Source organism: Paenibacillus thailandensis (assembly GCF_042685365.1).
Taxonomy (GTDB): Bacteria; Bacillota; Bacilli; order Paenibacillales; family Paenibacillaceae; genus Paenibacillus_AP; species Paenibacillus_AP thailandensis.
Genome location: NZ_JBHUMY010000038.1, coordinates 59,571 through 74,973, shown reverse-complemented (window position 1 = coordinate 74,973; position 15,403 = coordinate 59,571). Strand labels below are relative to the sequence as shown.

General features: G+C 55.7%; 12 protein-coding genes. 2 read left to right on the top strand and 10 right to left on the bottom strand.

Going from position 1 to position 15,403, the window contains the following annotated elements; translation table 11 throughout:
- Positions 1-102: 102 nt before the first annotated feature.
- Positions 103-4,221, top strand: coding sequence for a glycosyl hydrolase 53 family protein (locus ACFSW5_RS22880; protein WP_379278493.1), 4,119 nt, complete (start codon positions 103-105; stop codon positions 4,219-4,221).
- 78 nt (positions 4,222-4,299) lie between these two features.
- On the opposite strand, the gene ACFSW5_RS22875 is transcribed toward ACFSW5_RS22880, so the two are convergent.
- Positions 4,300-4,536: a hypothetical protein gene (locus tag ACFSW5_RS22875; protein ID WP_379278491.1), complete on the bottom strand. Its 237-nt coding sequence runs from the start codon at positions 4,534-4,536 to the stop codon at positions 4,300-4,302.
- Positions 4,533-4,697 (bottom strand): YycC family protein, encoded by a 165-nt coding sequence (locus tag ACFSW5_RS22870; RefSeq protein ID WP_379278489.1) that lies wholly within the window; start codon positions 4,695-4,697, stop codon positions 4,533-4,535. Before ACFSW5_RS22870 ends, ACFSW5_RS22875 begins: the two co-directional genes overlap by 4 nt.
- 151 nt (positions 4,698-4,848) lie before the next feature.
- Between ACFSW5_RS22870 and ACFSW5_RS22865 the strand changes: the two genes are divergently transcribed.
- On the top strand, positions 4,849-6,636 hold the full coding sequence (locus ACFSW5_RS22865) for a M3 family oligoendopeptidase (protein ID WP_379278487.1): 1,788 nt from the start codon (positions 4,849-4,851) through the stop codon (positions 6,634-6,636).
- Positions 6,637-6,791: 155 nt separating this feature from the next.
- Here the strand turns inward: ACFSW5_RS22865 and ACFSW5_RS22860 are convergent, their stop codons facing one another.
- The 8 genes from ACFSW5_RS22860 to ACFSW5_RS22825 all read right to left on the bottom strand — a co-directional run bounded on the left by ACFSW5_RS22860 (position 6,792) and on the right by ACFSW5_RS22825 (position 15,349).
- A complete protein-coding gene (locus ACFSW5_RS22860; protein ID WP_379278484.1) occupies positions 6,792-8,219 on the bottom strand; it encodes an ABC transporter substrate-binding protein in 1,428 nt (475 codons plus the stop codon).
- 161 nt (positions 8,220-8,380) lie between these two features.
- Positions 8,381-9,208: a carbohydrate ABC transporter permease gene (locus ACFSW5_RS22855; protein ID WP_379278482.1), complete on the bottom strand. Its 828-nt coding sequence runs from the start codon at positions 9,206-9,208 to the stop codon at positions 8,381-8,383.
- A complete protein-coding gene (locus ACFSW5_RS22850; RefSeq protein ID WP_379278736.1) occupies positions 9,205-10,089 on the bottom strand; it encodes a carbohydrate ABC transporter permease in 885 nt (294 codons plus the stop codon). Before ACFSW5_RS22850 ends, ACFSW5_RS22855 begins: the two co-directional genes overlap by 4 nt.
- Positions 10,090-10,315: 226 nt before the next feature.
- On the bottom strand, positions 10,316-12,085 hold the full coding sequence (locus ACFSW5_RS22845; protein WP_379278480.1) for a hypothetical protein: 1,770 nt from the start codon (positions 12,083-12,085) through the stop codon (positions 10,316-10,318).
- A gap of 282 nt (positions 12,086-12,367) precedes the next feature.
- A complete protein-coding gene (gene ndk / locus ACFSW5_RS22840; protein ID WP_379278477.1) occupies positions 12,368-12,766 on the bottom strand; it encodes a nucleoside-diphosphate kinase in 399 nt (132 codons plus the stop codon).
- A 91-nt stretch (positions 12,767-12,857) separates the two neighbouring features.
- Positions 12,858-13,826, bottom strand: a complete 969-nt coding sequence (glpX, locus tag ACFSW5_RS22835; protein WP_379278474.1) for a class II fructose-bisphosphatase — start codon at positions 13,824-13,826, stop codon at positions 12,858-12,860.
- 78 nt (positions 13,827-13,904) lie between these two features.
- Positions 13,905-14,705 (bottom strand): pyruvate, water dikinase regulatory protein, encoded by an 801-nt coding sequence (locus ACFSW5_RS22830; protein ID WP_379278471.1) that lies wholly within the window; start codon positions 14,703-14,705, stop codon positions 13,905-13,907.
- Entirely contained in the window at positions 14,702-15,349 is a 648-nt protein-coding gene (locus tag ACFSW5_RS22825) for a CBS domain-containing protein (protein WP_379278468.1), read from the bottom strand. The genes ACFSW5_RS22830 and ACFSW5_RS22825 overlap by 4 nt, the downstream gene beginning before the upstream one ends.
- Positions 15,350-15,403 lie beyond the last annotated feature (54 nt).

Below are 15,403 nucleotides of genomic sequence, written 5' to 3'. Positions count from 1 at the left end.
CAAAACTGCAGATATGTTCACATGTTATCGTACGTATTGGCATTTCCCGCTCCTATAATAGATTTGAATATCTATCCATAGGAACAAGAAGGGGGTTGCAGCATGAAATGGAGCTTTAAGCTGCGAAATAAAGTATCCGCTTTCATGGCGGTTGTGATGGTCGTAACCGCCGTACTGTCGGCGGTAGCCGTACCGGTGAAGGCGGAGGCCGGTTCGGCCAATTTGCTGGTCAATCCGGGGTTCGATACCGGTGACTTCACGGGATGGACGGTTGACGGATCATCCGAAGCTGCATCCGTTAAATCGGATCCGTACAGCAGCAATATAACGAATGCCGCGAACTATTATTCCGAATCGGACTTTTCGTTTACTTTGTCTCAAACGGTTGAAGGTCTCGAGAACGGAATATACGTGCTGAGAGCGGAAGTCTCCGGTTCAGGCGGGGACAACGTCCGTCTGTTCGCCGCCGATACCGGAGAAGAGGATATGACGGGAAGCGAAATCGCGAATACGGGCTGGGATCAGTGGCAAAAGGCCGAGCTTGGCGGCATCAAGGTGACGAACGGTACGGCGACGGTCGGCATCGCCGTCGATGGGCCGGCGGGCGCTTGGGGCTGGATCGACAACTTTGAATTTTATAAAGTTCCGGTATGGGAAGACGATAAATCGCTGGATGCGGTAGATGTCGCGGAAAACTCCGTGACGCTGTCGTGGTCGGGTACGGTGACGGCCGATGTGTATGGCGTTTACCGGGACGACAAGCTGCTGGGCACGACGGATGAGGCGACGTATGAAGTTAACGGCTTAAGCCCGGGGACGACGTATACGTTTAAGGTCGAGGGGCAAAAGGCCGGGGCATGGAGCGAGAACGGTCCTTCCGTGACGGTAACGACAAAAGGCGCCTCCCCGGGAGATGCGGCGGAAGATTTCATTAAAGGCGCGGATATCTCGACGCTCCAAGCGATCGAGGATGCCGGGGGCAAATATTACGACAACGGCGTGGAAAAAGATTTGCTGGACATTTTGAGCGATCACGGCGTCAATTATATCCGGCTGCGGCTGTGGAACGACCCGGTCGACGCGGGCGGATATAACGACAAGGCGCATGTCGTCGACATGGCCAGGCGCGTGAAGGAAAGCGGCATGAAGCTGCTGCTCGACTTCCACTATTCCGACTTCTGGGCGGACCCGGGCAATCAAGTAAAGCCGGCCGCATGGGCGAATCTAAGCTTCGAGCAGCTGAAGCAAGCTGTGTACGATTACACGGCGGAAGCGATGGAAGAGCTGAAAGAAGTAAATGCCTATCCGGATATGGTGCAGATCGGCAACGAGATCAATCCCGGCATGCTGCTGCCGGACGGCTCTGCGAATAATTACGACAGCCTGGCCGCCCTGCTCACGAGCGGGATTCGAGCGGTTCGCGATACGACGCCCGACGGGCATAAAATCAAAGTGATGATCCACCTTGCGGAAGGCGGCGATAATGAGCAGTTTCGCGGCTTCTTCGACGCCTTGACGGCAAGGAACGTCGATTTCGACGTGATCGGCATGTCCTATTATCCGTATTGGCACGGCTCGTTCCAGGAGCTGAAGACGAACTTGAACGACATGGCGGCTCGTTACGGCAAAGAGGTCGTCGTAGCGGAAACGTCGTACGGCCATACGCTGGCGGACGGCGACGGATGGGGCAATATTTTCGGACAGGATGAGGCGGACGAAGCCGGTTTCCCGGCAACCGTAGAAGGGCAGAAGCTTGAATTTACGACCGTTCTGAACACGGTTGCGCACGTTCCGGGCGGCAAAGGCATCGGAGCCTTCTATTGGGAGCCGGCGTGGATTCCGGTGCCGAAAGACGCAAACGGGGATTATCAAGCCGGTTGGAAAATAAAAGAGGGCAACGCTTGGGACAATCAAGCGATGTTCGATTTCGGCGGCCATGCGCTTCCGTCACTGGACGCTTTCTTGTTTGAACCGGGGGACTTGCCGGAGAAGGAACCGTTGCTCGTCAGCGATCCGGACGGCATTACCGTGCCGGTCAACGAGCCGGCGGACCGAGTCGCGGCGCTGCTTCCGGACGCGGAAGTGCTTTATAACGAAGGAAGCGTCGAGCCGGCAGCCGTCGACTGGGAGCCGATCGATCAGGACGATTTGAGCCGGATCGGCACATTTACGCTGTCCGGGAAAGTCGAAGGCACCGATCTGACGACGGAAGTCGGCATAACCGTTACGGCTTACCGCAACGTGCTGCAAGATCCCGGTTTTGAAGAGAGCTGGGAGTTTAAACAGGCGAATCCGTCGGAGGAGACGAATGGCACGGGGCAAAACGAAGGCGCCGAACCTGGCGAATCTGCGGAAAATATAGCCTGGACCGTTGCCGGGACACTGGACTCGATTAAAGTAAATGAAGGCACCGGCAACGTTTATTCCGGCACGAGAGGGGCCAATTATTGGTACGGCTCGGACTTCGGCTTTACGTTGTCGCAGACCGTAACCGGCCTTGCGAACGGCACTTACGTGCTGAAAGCGAAAGTGCACGGCGGCGGGGGAGAAAACGCCGGCTACCTGTTCGCGGAAGGCTACGGCGGCGAGAAACTGACGCAGAGCTTTACGAACACCGGCTGGCAAGTATGGAGCAGCCCGGCGATCGGCGGCATCGAAGTCGCGAACGGCCAAGCGACGGTCGGGATTGCGGTCGATGCGCCGGCCAATACGTGGGGCTGGATCGACGATTTCGAATTGTACCGTTTGGTCGAGGTAGCGGAATGGACGTCTAATAAAACATTAACCGCGTCCGATGCGGCTTCGGACAGCGTTATGCTGAGCTGGTCGGGAGCAGCCGATGCGGACCGAATCGCCGGCTACAAAATTTATCGGGACGGCCAGCTGATCGGCACGGTAACGGGCACAACTTCCTATGAAGCAACCGGCCTCGCTCCGGATACGTCTTATACGTTCAAAGTAGAGGCAAGCTTGGACGGCTCGATCTGGACGTCCACCGGGCCGTCCGCGACCGTACGGACCGCGGCTGAACCGTCGGACGATACGGATGACCCGGACTCGGATTCCGGAGGCGCATCCGGAGCAACGGGCGGTTCTCGTTCATCCGATCATGCAGCGGAGATTGCTGCGTATAGACTGAAGGATAACGGCTCAGGCAAAGTCACAGCGGAAGTTCCGGCCGGCACAACGGAGGTCCGGCTCCCCGGAAATGCGGGCGACCTGCTAGGCAGCAGCGCCCTCGAATTGAAAACGGGCGGGTTCACGCTGGGTATTCCGGCTTCTGTATTGAAGCAGCTTGCCGGCCGGTTGGATGACCAAACAGGCGGCGATACCATCGTATTGAAGCTCACGCCGGCGGACGAAACGGCGGCGGACGATTATGTCGCGAAGGCGGAGGAGCAATCCGGCGGAAGCATTCGGGCTGTCGGTCCCCTTTATGATTTTGATCTGTATATCCGTACGGATGACGGCCAGACGGAGCGGCTTACGGAATTCGACGAACCGCTTGTCCTCGCTTTCCCCGGCGGAAGCGTTACGGACCGGACGATTGCGGGCGTGTACTTCATCTCGGAAGACGGTAAGCTGGAATACGCCGGAGGCGAATGGAAGGACGGCGCGGTAACCGCGAGCATCCGCCACTTCAGCAAGTATGGCCTGCTGCAGGTATATAAGACGTTCGCTGACGTTCCGCAATCCCATTGGGCTTACGATACGATTCGGGAGCTTGCGGCCAAACAATACGTGACCGGTGTCAGCGCGGACCAATTCCAGCCGGACCGCGCGGTGACGCGGGCGGAGTTCGCCGCAATGCTCGTCGGGGCGTTGAAGCCGGCCGAAGCCGGCAAGGCCGCGCGATTTGCCGACGTTCCGGCGGACGCCTGGTATGCGGATGACGTAGCCGCCGCTTATGAAGCGGGAATCGTGAAGGGCACCGGCCCAGACAGCTTCGAGCCGAATCGGGTTATCACCCGCGAGGAGATGGCGGCCATGACCGTGAAAGCTTATGCAGCGCTGACCGGAGCTTCCCCGGCCGGCGGCGGCTCGGGTTCGGCGGTATCGTTCGCCGACAGGGATGACGTATCCGCTTGGGCGGAAGCCGATGTCCAAGCGGCTTACGCGCTTGGACTGGTGAAGGGCCGCTCGGCCGAACGGTTTATGCCGCAAGGCGCGTCCACCCGCGCGGAAGCTGCGCAAATCGTTTGGAATCTGCTGCATAAATGAGCAACCCATTCAACAAACGCAAAAGGATGCGCCGCATCGTCGCGGGCATCCTTTTTGCGCCATCTCGTATAAGTTCCGTTATCCGAAGCGAAGCCGCTGCGTCGCCAGCATATAGTCGTCGTCCATGTCGACGACGGTAATGCTGCTGCTGCAGCATGGGAAAACAAGCAGTCTTTTTTTGCCGTGGCGGATGTTTTCGATTTCCTTGGGCCTAAGCGGCAGAAGCACGTTCTCGGCCTTGCAGAAAGGGCAGCTGGGCGCATAAATATCGTTCATGACGATATCGTACGGCCAGGTTCGCTCGAAAGGAATCATGACTTCGCGTCTCCGCTGTCGGCTTGTTCCTTCTTCGCGAGATCGGCGAGCTTCTGCAGCAAAATATGCTTCGGCATATGCATCAGATGCTCGATCGGGACGTTCAGCTCCTTGGACAGCTTGATGGCCGTCTCGGGCGAAATTTGCAGAGGGCTGGGCATGATGATCTTCCTCCAATCTGTTATACTTAAGTTATACACCGCCGACAGGGACTTGCGCAAACAGCCGTTGCCCGGTCGGTTCTTTTTTCTTGAAACATAAGGATATTAAATTTGGCTTCATCATTACAAGCGAAAGGAAGAGCGATAGCCGATGAGTACAAGTACATACCCGCTCACATGGAATCTCGACGTTATTTATGAAGGAGGGTCCGCTTCGCCGGCATTCGCGAAGGAGCTGCAAGGCATCGAGCGCGACGTGGCCGAGCTTGACCGCTTGGCTTCGGCGGAAGGCAGCGGCAGCGCGGATAGCCTGACGGCGATGACCGGGCTGATTCAATCGATTCTGCTTCGGATCCGCGAATCGGATTCGTTCGTGGCGTGCCTTATGGCGCAGAACATGCGCGACACGAAGGCGGCGGGCCAAGCCGACCGGGTCAAAACGATCATGGCCAAATACGACGGCGTGCTGACGAAAGTGGACAGCATCCTGCGCAACATGTCCGACGACGCGTTCGAGGCGTGGCTTGCGGACGAAGCCGTAGCCCCGATCGCCTTCAACTTGCGCGAGCGCCGCGAATTGGCGAAGGAGAAGCTCGCGCCGGAGCTGGAGGCGCTGATCGGCGATCTGGCCGTCAACGGGTATCACGGCTGGGGCGAGATGTACAATACGATCGTCTCGCGCGCGAAGTTTACGGACAAGGGCAAGGACGGCGAGGTCAAAACGTTGTCGGCCGGCCAAATGTTCAACCGTTTGTCCGACGACGACCGGTCCGTGCGGGAGGCCGCTTTCGCCGAATGGGAGCGCGTCTGGGGCGAACAGGCCGATCTGTGCGCCGATACGCTCAACCGGCTGGCCGGCTTCCGGCTGAACGTCTATGATAACCGCGGCTGGAAGGACGTGCTGAAGGAGCCGCTTCAAATCAACCGGATGAGCGAAGCGACGCTGAATGCGATGTGGGATGCCATTACGACCGACGGGAAGCCTGCCGTGGCGAGCTATTTGGAGCGCAAAGCGAAGCTGCTTGGTCTTGCGAAGCTGGAGTGGCACGACGTAACGGCTCCGATCGGCTCGGCGTCGAAGACGATTCCGTACGACGAGGCGTGCAAGTTTATCGTCGAGCAATTCGGCAAGTTCAGCTCCGAGATGGCGGAATTCGCGGATAAGGCGCTGAAGGAAGGCTGGATCGAAGCCGAGGACCGTCCCGGCAAACGTCCGGGCGGGTTCTGCACTTCGCTGCCGCTTAGCGGACAGACCCGCATCTTTATGACCTATTCCGGTACGATGGATAATCTGTCGACGCTCGCCCATGAGCTTGGCCATGCTTATCACCAGCATGTCATGAACGACATGCCGGCGTTGTCGCAGGAGTATGCAATGAACGTCGCGGAGACGGCTTCGACGCTTGCCGAGCTGATCGTCACCGATTCGGCGCTGAATGCGGCGACGACGGACGAAGAGAAGCTGGGGCTGCTGGAGACGAAGCTGCAGAACGCCGTGGCGTTTTTCATGAACATTCACGCCCGCTTTATTTTCGAGAAAGCTTTTTATGCGAAGCGGAGAGAAGGCATGGTGACGGCGGAAGAGCTGAACGAGCTGATGGAAGCGGCGCAGAAGGAAGCGTACGCGGGGGCGCTCGGCGGAACGCATCCGCATTTCTGGGCGTCGAAGCTTCATTTCTACTTGACCGACGTGCCGTTCTACAATTTCCCGTACACGTTCGGCTACCTGTTCAGCATGGGCATTTATGCCCGCGCGAAGCAGGAAGGACCGTCCTTTGCGGCCAAATACGTGCAGCTGCTCCGCGACACGGGCAGCATGACGGTAGAGGAGCTGGCGAAGAAGCATCTGGGCGTCAATCTCGAGGAGCCGGACTTCTGGCGCGAAGCGGTTCGCCTTGCCGTGTCCGACGTCGAGCCGTTCCTCGAGCTGACGAAGTAAGCCGCAAGCCGCTAACGGCAGCACCATATGCACATGAATGATTGGCAAAAAAGGACCCGGCACGATAATGCCGGGTCCTTTATTTGCGGAAAACGGCCCGTCCCGAGGATCGGAACGAGCCGTTCTCGTAAGGCTGGGCGATAGCCGCTGCTTGCTTACGGGTTCACCGTTTTGTTGTAGGTGGCGATTTTATCCGTAATCGCTTGGGCGGCCGTATCCAGCGCGGCTTTCGGGTCTTTGCCGCCGAAAGCTTCCTCGATCGCGGTTTCCGCCAGCTGACGCGCTTCCGGGAATACGCCCATTACGGCGCCTTGCGTAGCGGTCGTCAGCTCGGTTGCGTGAAGCTGGTCGACGGCCGTTTTGAACTGCGGATATTTCGCCATGTTGTCGATGACGCGCTGATCTTCGTACGCTTTGGTCGTAATCGGGAAGTAGCCGGTGTTGATATGCCAGTAAGCTTGCGTTTCGGGCTTGGCCAAAAACTTGATGAACTCCCAAGCGGCTTTCTGTTCTTCTTCGGGCTTATTGTTCAAAATCCACAAGCTTGCGCCGCCGATAATGACGCCTCCCTTGTCCGCAGCGTCGGCCTTCGGCAGGAAGGCGGTACCGACTTCGAAATTGGTCCCCGCGCCGTCGACGATGCCGCGCAGCGAAGCGGTGGAATCCAGCGTCATGCCGATTTGGCCGGCGAGGAACGCCTTTTTCGTATCGTCGGTTTTGCGGCCGAGGTTGATGGCGGCTTTGCTGTCGACCAGATCTTTCCACCACGTAAGCGTCTTGACTCCGGCTTCGCTGTTCAGCATCGATTCCGTCGCCAGACCGGAGCGGCCGTTGCCGTTGTTTACATAGTCTTTGCCTTGGTTGGCGAAGAACTGCTCCATGAACCAGCCGTAAATGGCGAACGAAGCGCCGGTTTTGCCGGTTTTGTTGATGGCCAGCGCCGCATCCTTAATCTCTTGGAACGTCTTCGGCGGATTTTCCGGATCAAGCCCGGCTTCTTTAAAGAGCGTCTTGTTGTAATACAGAATCGGGTTGGACGTGTTGAAAGGCATCGAATATTGCTTGCCGTCGAACGTATAGTAGCCGGCGATGTTCGGCTCCAGGCTCGATACGTCGTAGCCTTCGGCGTCGATGAATTGCTGAACCGGCGTAATGGCGCCGGAGTCGATCATGTAGCGGGAGCCGATCTCGTACACTTGAATCAAGGAAGGCCCGCTTTTCGAATCCATGGACGCTTTCATCTTGTTCAAGCTTTCGTCGTAGGAGCCTTGGTACACTTCTTCCACCTGGATTTCGCTTTGCGAAGCGTTGAAATCCTGAACGAGCTGCGCTGCGACTTTGCCCAGCTCGCCGCCCATGGAGTGCCACCAGACGACTTTGACCGGCTCGCCGTTTCCGGTTCCGCCGCTTGCCGTTTGGGACGCAGGCTCCTGCGACGCGCCCGAAGCCGCTTCCGTGCCGGAGCCGCTGCCTGTCGCACCGTTTGTGCCCGCGTTCGAGGAGCTGCCGCATGCCGAGACGACCAGCATCATAACGGCCGTCAGAAGCGGAAGCAGAATGTGGCGTAGACCTTTTCGTTTCATTTTTTTCTCTCCCTTAATTCATTGATATATTTGGATCAGCGCGTAATTGCGCGGTACCACAAGCCGGAAGCCGAAATCTGCGAGAACCGTTAGGACCACAAGAGCCACAAGGGCTACAAGGGCTACAAGGGCCACAAGAACCTCAGAAGCCGAGAGGCGTGTCAGCCTTTGACCGCTCCTGCCGTTATGCCCCGGACAAGCTGCTTCAAGCCGAACACCAGGATGAGCAGCGAAGGCAGCAGGACAAGCAGAATGCCGCAAAGCACCAGATTCCAGGCGGTAAATTCCTCGAATTGCAGCATGCTGACGCCGATTTGCACGGTCCGCATCCCGTCGCTGTTCGTGATGAGGAGCGGCCACAGATACATATTCCAGGCGTTCAGGAACGTATAGACGGCAAGCGTCGCCAGAGCCGGACGGGAAAGCGGCAGCACGATGACGGCCATATGCCGGAAATGTCCGCAGCCGTCAATTCGCGCGGCTTCGAACAGCTCCCGCGGAAGCTGGAGGAAAAACTGCCGCAGCAGAAACACCCCGAACGCCGACGCGAGGAACGGAACGATCAGTCCCGGGTACGTGTCGAGCCAGCCCCAGCCTTTGACCGTCAAATAGTTCGGAATGACGGTCACTTCCCACGGCACCATCATCGTCGAGACAAACAAGGCGAACCACAGCTTGCCGCCTTTAAACCGGATGTAGACGAAAGCGTAGGCGGCAAAGCTGGCGATGACGGCTTGTCCGATCATAATAGCGGACGCGATAACGAAGCTGTTGCGGATAAACGTGCCGATCGGAATAAGCTGAAGCACCGTTGCCAGGCCGCCGAGATAGAGGCCGGAAGGGAACAGCTTGGGCGGATAAGCGGCCGCTTCCTCGTTCGTCATGAATGATTGCAGCACCGTATAAAGAAGCGGATATAAGACGGCGAGCGCCGCCGCGCTTAACAGGACGTAAACCGCGGCAGGACGAAGCGTGCGGGCAAGCCTCATTGATAATGCACCTTCTTTTCGAGAAACAGAAATTGGATGGCCGTAAGCGCCAGAATAAGAACGAACAAGACAAGCGAGAGCGCGCTGCCCGTACCGAACTGGTAGTTAACGAACGCCTCGCGGTATATCGAGTAGACGAACACGTCCGTCGATCCGGCCGGCCCGCCTTTGGTCAAGATGTGAATCTGGCCAAACGATTGGAGCGCGTTCATGACCGACAGCACCGCGAGAAAAAACACCGTCGGCGAAAGCAGCGGCAACACGATCCGGATAAACGTGCGAATAGGGCCGGCCCCGTCGACCCGGGCGCTTTCGATCAGATCGTCCGGGATGCCTTGCAGGCCGCTTAGCAGCACGATGAAGATGAGCCCCGAGTTCATCCAGACCGTCATCATCGAGACGGACAGCAGCGACGAGCCGGCGTCCGTCAGCCATTGCACGGGCGGAAGGCCTAGCAGATCAAGCCCGTAATTGAGCATGCCCATCGTCGGATGGAACAGAATCATCCAGATGACGGAGGAGGTGCTGACCGACATCGCTACCGGCATCGAGAATATAAACTGGAACACCCGCATGCCGCGCAGCTTGGAATGGGCGAGAGCGGCGGTTGCGAGACCAAGCGCGAGGCCGACCGGGACCGTGTACAACGCATAGAGAAAAGTCACCTTTATGCTGTTCCAGAATACGGGCGAAGCGAACAGCCCGGCGTAATTGTCGAAGCCGACGAAAGCGGCGACCCTGCCCCGCGGATCGGTCAGATGGAAGCTCAAGTACACTGAGCGGATCAGCGGATAGAACAGAAAAATGCCAAACAGCAGCATCGATGGCATAAGAAATAAATACCCCAGCAAGTTCTCCCGCCAGGAGGCCAGCCGCTTCATTCGCCTTGTGCGTTCGGCTGTCGGCCGCTGCGCTTGAAGAGGCGAACTTCCGGAAGCGGGAGCGGCGCCCTTATAGGCCCCCGGCGAGAGGGAAGGGTATTGCTCGGAAGATTCCATTGTTTCATTCCTTTCTCTTAGGACAATCTAGTCCTAGAGTAAGGGACTTTTGTTAGGGGGATGTCATTGGTTTTTGAAGAGTTGGTAAAGAGAAGGGGGCGATGGTTAATTATAGCAATGAAGCTTGGAAATCGTTCCATCTGACCGTGCGGACCGGCTGCGACGGGATGCGCAATATTTTACCGGAGGAGGACGATTGGCTCGTAGTATCGGTCCCGAGGCCAAAGTAGAACGTTCCGTTATATTCTTCGAACGACTTGGCGAAAGTATTTTGTTTAAAATGAAGCACTTCCTCCCAAGAAGTTAAATCAGCCGATTGGTATACGCGGATCGTATAATCGCCCGCAGAATGCCTCGTATACGTAAGCACATAGGTCTTTCCGTTCCGGTTGATGATATCCGTCGGTATGGCATTGGCATCGGGGAAAACGACCCGAACGGCCTGATTGACATCTGAGGCTGCCGCCATCGCACGCTCCTTTATTTGATGGTCGTTGGTCACTTCGCCGTAGAGGTAAAGCAACTTGTCTCCCGAGTTAATCGGTCGGCTAATTCGGCAATACAGGGTATTGGAAGGGACAAGCTTTTTAATGTCCGGCATCATTAGCGTACCCGTAAACAATGTATAACCTAGAGATAGGTCTTCGTTAATGGTAAGTATTCTGGTATGAGAGTTCAGAAGAGAATCCAATGGCATAAACAAGCCCGAAGCATAAAGTTTGCCGCGCAGCTCGAAAAAATTATAGGCGCGGTCTCCGATTGCGGTGTCGCCAATTCTATACCATGTCGCTCCGTTATTGTCCGAGCGCAATACGTCCGATCCGGTTTCTTGTTTATTGGGATCTATTCTTCCGCTTCTATTGCCCGCTGCAAACAAAACATTACGATATCGGTAAATGTCATAAACGTGATATTGTTGGGGGATATTGCGATATTTGGTCCATTGGTCCTCGTTTCTGTTTTTGAAGTAAAAGTTGGCGAAGGACGAGCTTTCTGTAGCGTCATGGCCAGGAATGTAGAGGCGATCATCGTCAAATGCACGATACCGGTCGATTTGTTCTTCATCGACATAGGTTTTGACAGCTGTGACAGCTCCAGTAGCCGGATTGACCGTATTTACTTTTTCGGTAACGAATTGATTCCGCACCAAGTCATAATAAACGATAGGATTGGGGCCTGCTTTTGCCGCAGGAGGGCTATTGGAGCTATTGCCTTGTCCGATATAGATCTTATCGTCAAACAATTGCATATCCCAAACGTTACGGGCATAGGAAGCTTTGTTGGAAGGGGTGCCCAAATATTCAACGCTTGCTGGCGGTATCGCACCCGTAAGCGGATCGGCGGAGGGAGAGATTAAACCGAATATCGTATAATCCATAAAATCCCCGTCGTTTAGTGTAATAGCCGTTGTACTATTTACGGAAGCCAATATTGAATCTCCGTCTTGTACGACTGAGAGCGTTATCATATCGGTCGTCGATTCATAGGCGAATGATCCCATCTTGTACGTCACACCCGCTTTATATTTGTGCAATACAAGTTGATCTTCCTCAATCCGCAAGGCCATATAATTATTTTTATCCTTATATCGGAAAAACAATCCGGCCCCGGCCGCGTTGCTTACGTCGACCTGAAATTTCATTTGGTTCGTGCCTAAATCTTGACCAAGCATCGCCGGCATGTCTGTTCCGGTCTCGGATAGGAGACTCGTACCGTCCACTCGCCAATTGCCGGAGATGAGCTTCCACAATTGTCCCGTATCAGCTTCCCCTACATCGCTATTAGCGGGGCGGAATGCAAATGAATCGTAGATGACTACTTTTTGTCTGGCCAGCCCTCGGCGAAGACTGTAAACTCTGCCCAACGACTCGTCACTCATTATCTTCCCCTCCATCCACGAATGCCATTGAGTTAAAGAACCGGGACTGTCCCGCCTATGCATTTGGGCTTTGTCCGATACTTTCAGCATTACTATTTTCATTATATGAATAAGAGGAACTGAACGTGCGTCATGGATAGATTGCTAGATTACGTAAAAAAGAGTTGTCTCCAAGTGGGTAAAATCCATTGAGGGACATCCAATCCTTGTCAAAAGTCAAAAGTCATGAAAAAAGCGGTCGCTCAGGGCTATCCCTGGACGACCGCTTAAGCGGTAAACCGTTTACTCAAAAAACAGCTTGATTTCACGTGCTGCGCTTTCGTCCGAATCGGAGCCGTGAATGATGTTGGAGGACACTTCCGTCGCATAGTCGCCGCGGATGGTGCCCGGCGCGGCTTCCGTCGGATTCGTCTTGCCGATCAAGGAGCGGGCATTTTGTACGGCATCGTTGCCTTCCAATACCATGGCGAACACCGGACCGGATGTGATGAAGTTAACCAGATCGCCGAAGAACGGGCGTTCCTTATGTTCCGCATAATGTCTTTCAGCCAGGGAACGGTCGATTTGCATCAGTTTGGCGGCTTCGATTTTGAAGCCTTTTCTTTCAAAACGGGCAACGATTTCGCCGATCAGGTTGCGTTTGACGCCATCGGGTTTGATCATTACAAAAGTACGGGACATGTAGGTTCCTCCTAGTCATTTATGAGCTTCTGCCTTCATACTACATCAATTTTGGAATAAAATGCAAAATTTTGACTCAATTACGATAAAATTAGTCTTTTCGTAGCAGAGGTTTGTTCGGCAAGTAATGGACGGTCCTAATATAACGGACGGTTTTTGTCTGTGCGCGCATGACCATCGAATGGGTCTCCGCTCTCTGGTCGCCCAAGTAACGGACACCGCCCAGAAACTCGCCCGGCGTTACGCCCGTAGCGGCGAACATGACGTCGCTCGTTCCGACCATGTCGTCCACATGCAGAAGCTTGCGCGGATCCGTAAGACCCATCGACAAGCAGCGCTCGTATTGCTCGTCGTTCTCCGGCATAAGGCGGCCTTGAATTTCGCCGCCCAAGCATTTCAGCGCCGCTGCGGCAAGCACTCCTTCAGGCGCGCCACCGGAGCCGACGTACAGATCGATGCCCGCTTCGGGGAAGGCCGGGGCCATCGCGCCCGCAACGTCGCCGTCGGACAGAAACTTAATGCGGACGCCGCATTTGCGCAGCTCGGCAATCGTTTCCCGATGGCGTTCGCGGTCGAGGATCATAACCGTCAAATCCGAGATCGGCTTGCCAAGCGCAAGCGCTGCCTTCTCTACGGTTGTGCGGACCGGATCGTTCAAGCTCAGCTTGCCTGCCAGCGCCGGTCCTACGGCCAGCTTCTCCATATACATGTCGGGCGCGTGAAGCAGCTGTCCTTTCGGCGCAACCGCGAGCACGGCCATCGCATTATTCAGCCCGCGCGCCACGATTTCCGTTCCTTCAAGCGGATCGACCGCTACGTCGACTTCGGGACCGTTCATGCTGCCGACTTGTTCGCCGATGTAAAGCATCGGGGCTTCATCCATCTCGCCTTCCCCGATCACAACGGTTCCCCGAATCGACACCGTATCGAACATGCGGCGCATCGCTTCCGTCGCGGCTCCGTCGGCGTTGTTCTTATCGCCGCGTCCCATCCAAGGGGCGGATGCCAAAGCGGCAAGCTCCGTGACTCGAATCAATTCCAGAGATAGTTCGCGTTCCATCAGTTATCTCTCTCCCTCTCCACGTTGAATATATCCGTATACTGTTGTCGTATTGGCATCTTCTGCCGGATCTTTCGGTTACTGCTGTATCCAATTCATAATAATGCCGGCGGTTTCTTCGATTGCCCGGTTTGTGACGTCGATAACCGGACAGCCCAGCTTATCCATTATACCCGCAGCGTATTGAAGCTCTTCGTTAATGCGCTCCAGCGAAGCGTACTGGCTCGAGGCGGGAAGACCCAGCGCGTTCAGTCGTTCGGTTCGAATTTCAAGCAGATGCTCGGGACTCATCGTAAGACCGACGATAAGTCGTCCCGGCTCGGCGACGAGCTCGGCCGGAGGCTTGACTTCCGGCAATAGCGGCAAGTTGGCGGTACGGATTCCTTTATGAGACAAGAATATGCTTAACGGGGTCTTGGACGTGCGCGACACGCCAATTAACACCACTTGCGCCTGCATTAATCCTCTGACGTCTTTGCCGTCATCGTAGCGGACCGCAAATTCGATGGCTTCCATTCGCCGATGGTAATCGTCGTCGATAGAGTGGAGCAGACCCGGCTTCCGCTTCGGGAAGCTGCCGAACGTATCGATGAAGGCCTGCATCATCGGTCCCATGACGTCGACCGCCAGAATGGAATGCTTCGCCGCTTCCAGCTTCATGAACTCGCGAAGTTCGGGCTGAACAAGCGTATAGCTGATAAACCCGCCGGACTGTGCCGCTTCCGCGACGATTCTCGCAATCTCCTCTTCATGCCGAATATGTCCGAACCGCTTGATTTTGACCGGATTGGATGCGAATTGGCGCAACGTCGCTTTCGCGACGGCTTCCGCCGTTTCTCCTACGGCATCGGAGCATACATAGATGGTCGGTTGCGTCATTGCAGAGCATCCCCCTGTTCTGTGACCGCCGCATCCGACATGACCCGGATGATGTTCGTCTTGGACATCCAACCCGCAATTTCCGGCGGTTCCTTGGTATCGCTGCCCGGCACGATAACCGGCAGACAATCGACTTGGTAGAGGAGCATCTTGCGAATGGCATCCATCACCGAATCCTCCGGAAGCAAAGTCGCAATGTTCGGATACCGGGTCATGACCATGCTGATCGGGATCGAAGTGGAACCGGCATGGCCTAACGTAATCTTAAGAAGATCTTTAGGCGTTACGATTCCGACCAGTCTTTGGTTGTCATTCACAATGAGCAGCGTATTCGCGTTCTCTGTAAACAAGGCAATCACCGCATCGTGAACAGACAGCTTCTCCGGAATATTGACAGGAACCCCCATTACTTGTTTGACCGTCACGGTATGTAACCGCTCCATGGATTTGTTCTCGGGTGCGTAAGCATTTCCGAGGAAATAACCGACTTTCGGCTTGGCGTCGAGCAATCCAAGCATGACTAACAGCGAGAGATCGGAACGGAGCGTCGGCCGGCTAACGCCGAGAAACTCCGCCAGCTGCTCTCCCGTAACAGGCGCGTGTTTCCTTACTAATTCAAGGAGTTCCAATTGCCTGGCCGTCAATTGAATACGACATCCCTCCCACGACATGAATCGATGGCTAAATCCGTATCATTT

What these genes read in the sequence shown, in the direction of transcription:
- ACFSW5_RS22880 (WP_379278493.1), top strand. Translation starts at nt 103, where the DNA reads ATGAAATGGAGCTTTAAGCTGCGAAATAAAGTATCCGCTTTCATGGCG.
- ACFSW5_RS22875 (WP_379278491.1), bottom strand. Translation starts at nt 4,536, where the DNA reads ATGATTCCTTTCGAGCGAACCTGGCCGTACGATATCGTCATGAACGAT.
- ACFSW5_RS22870 (WP_379278489.1), bottom strand. Translation starts at nt 4,697, where the DNA reads ATGCCCAGCCCTCTGCAAATTTCGCCCGAGACGGCCATCAAGCTGTCC.
- ACFSW5_RS22865 (WP_379278487.1), top strand. Translation starts at nt 4,849, where the DNA reads ATGAGTACAAGTACATACCCGCTCACATGGAATCTCGACGTTATTTAT.
- ACFSW5_RS22860 (WP_379278484.1), bottom strand. Translation starts at nt 8,219, where the DNA reads ATGAAACGAAAAGGTCTACGCCACATTCTGCTTCCGCTTCTGACGGCC.
- ACFSW5_RS22855 (WP_379278482.1), bottom strand. Translation starts at nt 9,208, where the DNA reads ATGAGGCTTGCCCGCACGCTTCGTCCTGCCGCGGTTTACGTCCTGTTA.
- ACFSW5_RS22850 (WP_379278736.1), bottom strand. Translation starts at nt 10,089, where the DNA reads ATGAAGCGGCTGGCCTCCTGGCGGGAGAACTTGCTGGGGTATTTATTT.
- ACFSW5_RS22845 (WP_379278480.1), bottom strand. Translation starts at nt 12,085, where the DNA reads ATGAGTGACGAGTCGTTGGGCAGAGTTTACAGTCTTCGCCGAGGGCTG.
- ndk (WP_379278477.1), bottom strand. Translation starts at nt 12,766, where the DNA reads ATGTCCCGTACTTTTGTAATGATCAAACCCGATGGCGTCAAACGCAAC.
- glpX (WP_379278474.1), bottom strand. Translation starts at nt 13,826, where the DNA reads ATGGAACGCGAACTATCTCTGGAATTGATTCGAGTCACGGAGCTTGCC.
- ACFSW5_RS22830 (WP_379278471.1), bottom strand. Translation starts at nt 14,705, where the DNA reads ATGACGCAACCGACCATCTATGTATGCTCCGATGCCGTAGGAGAAACG.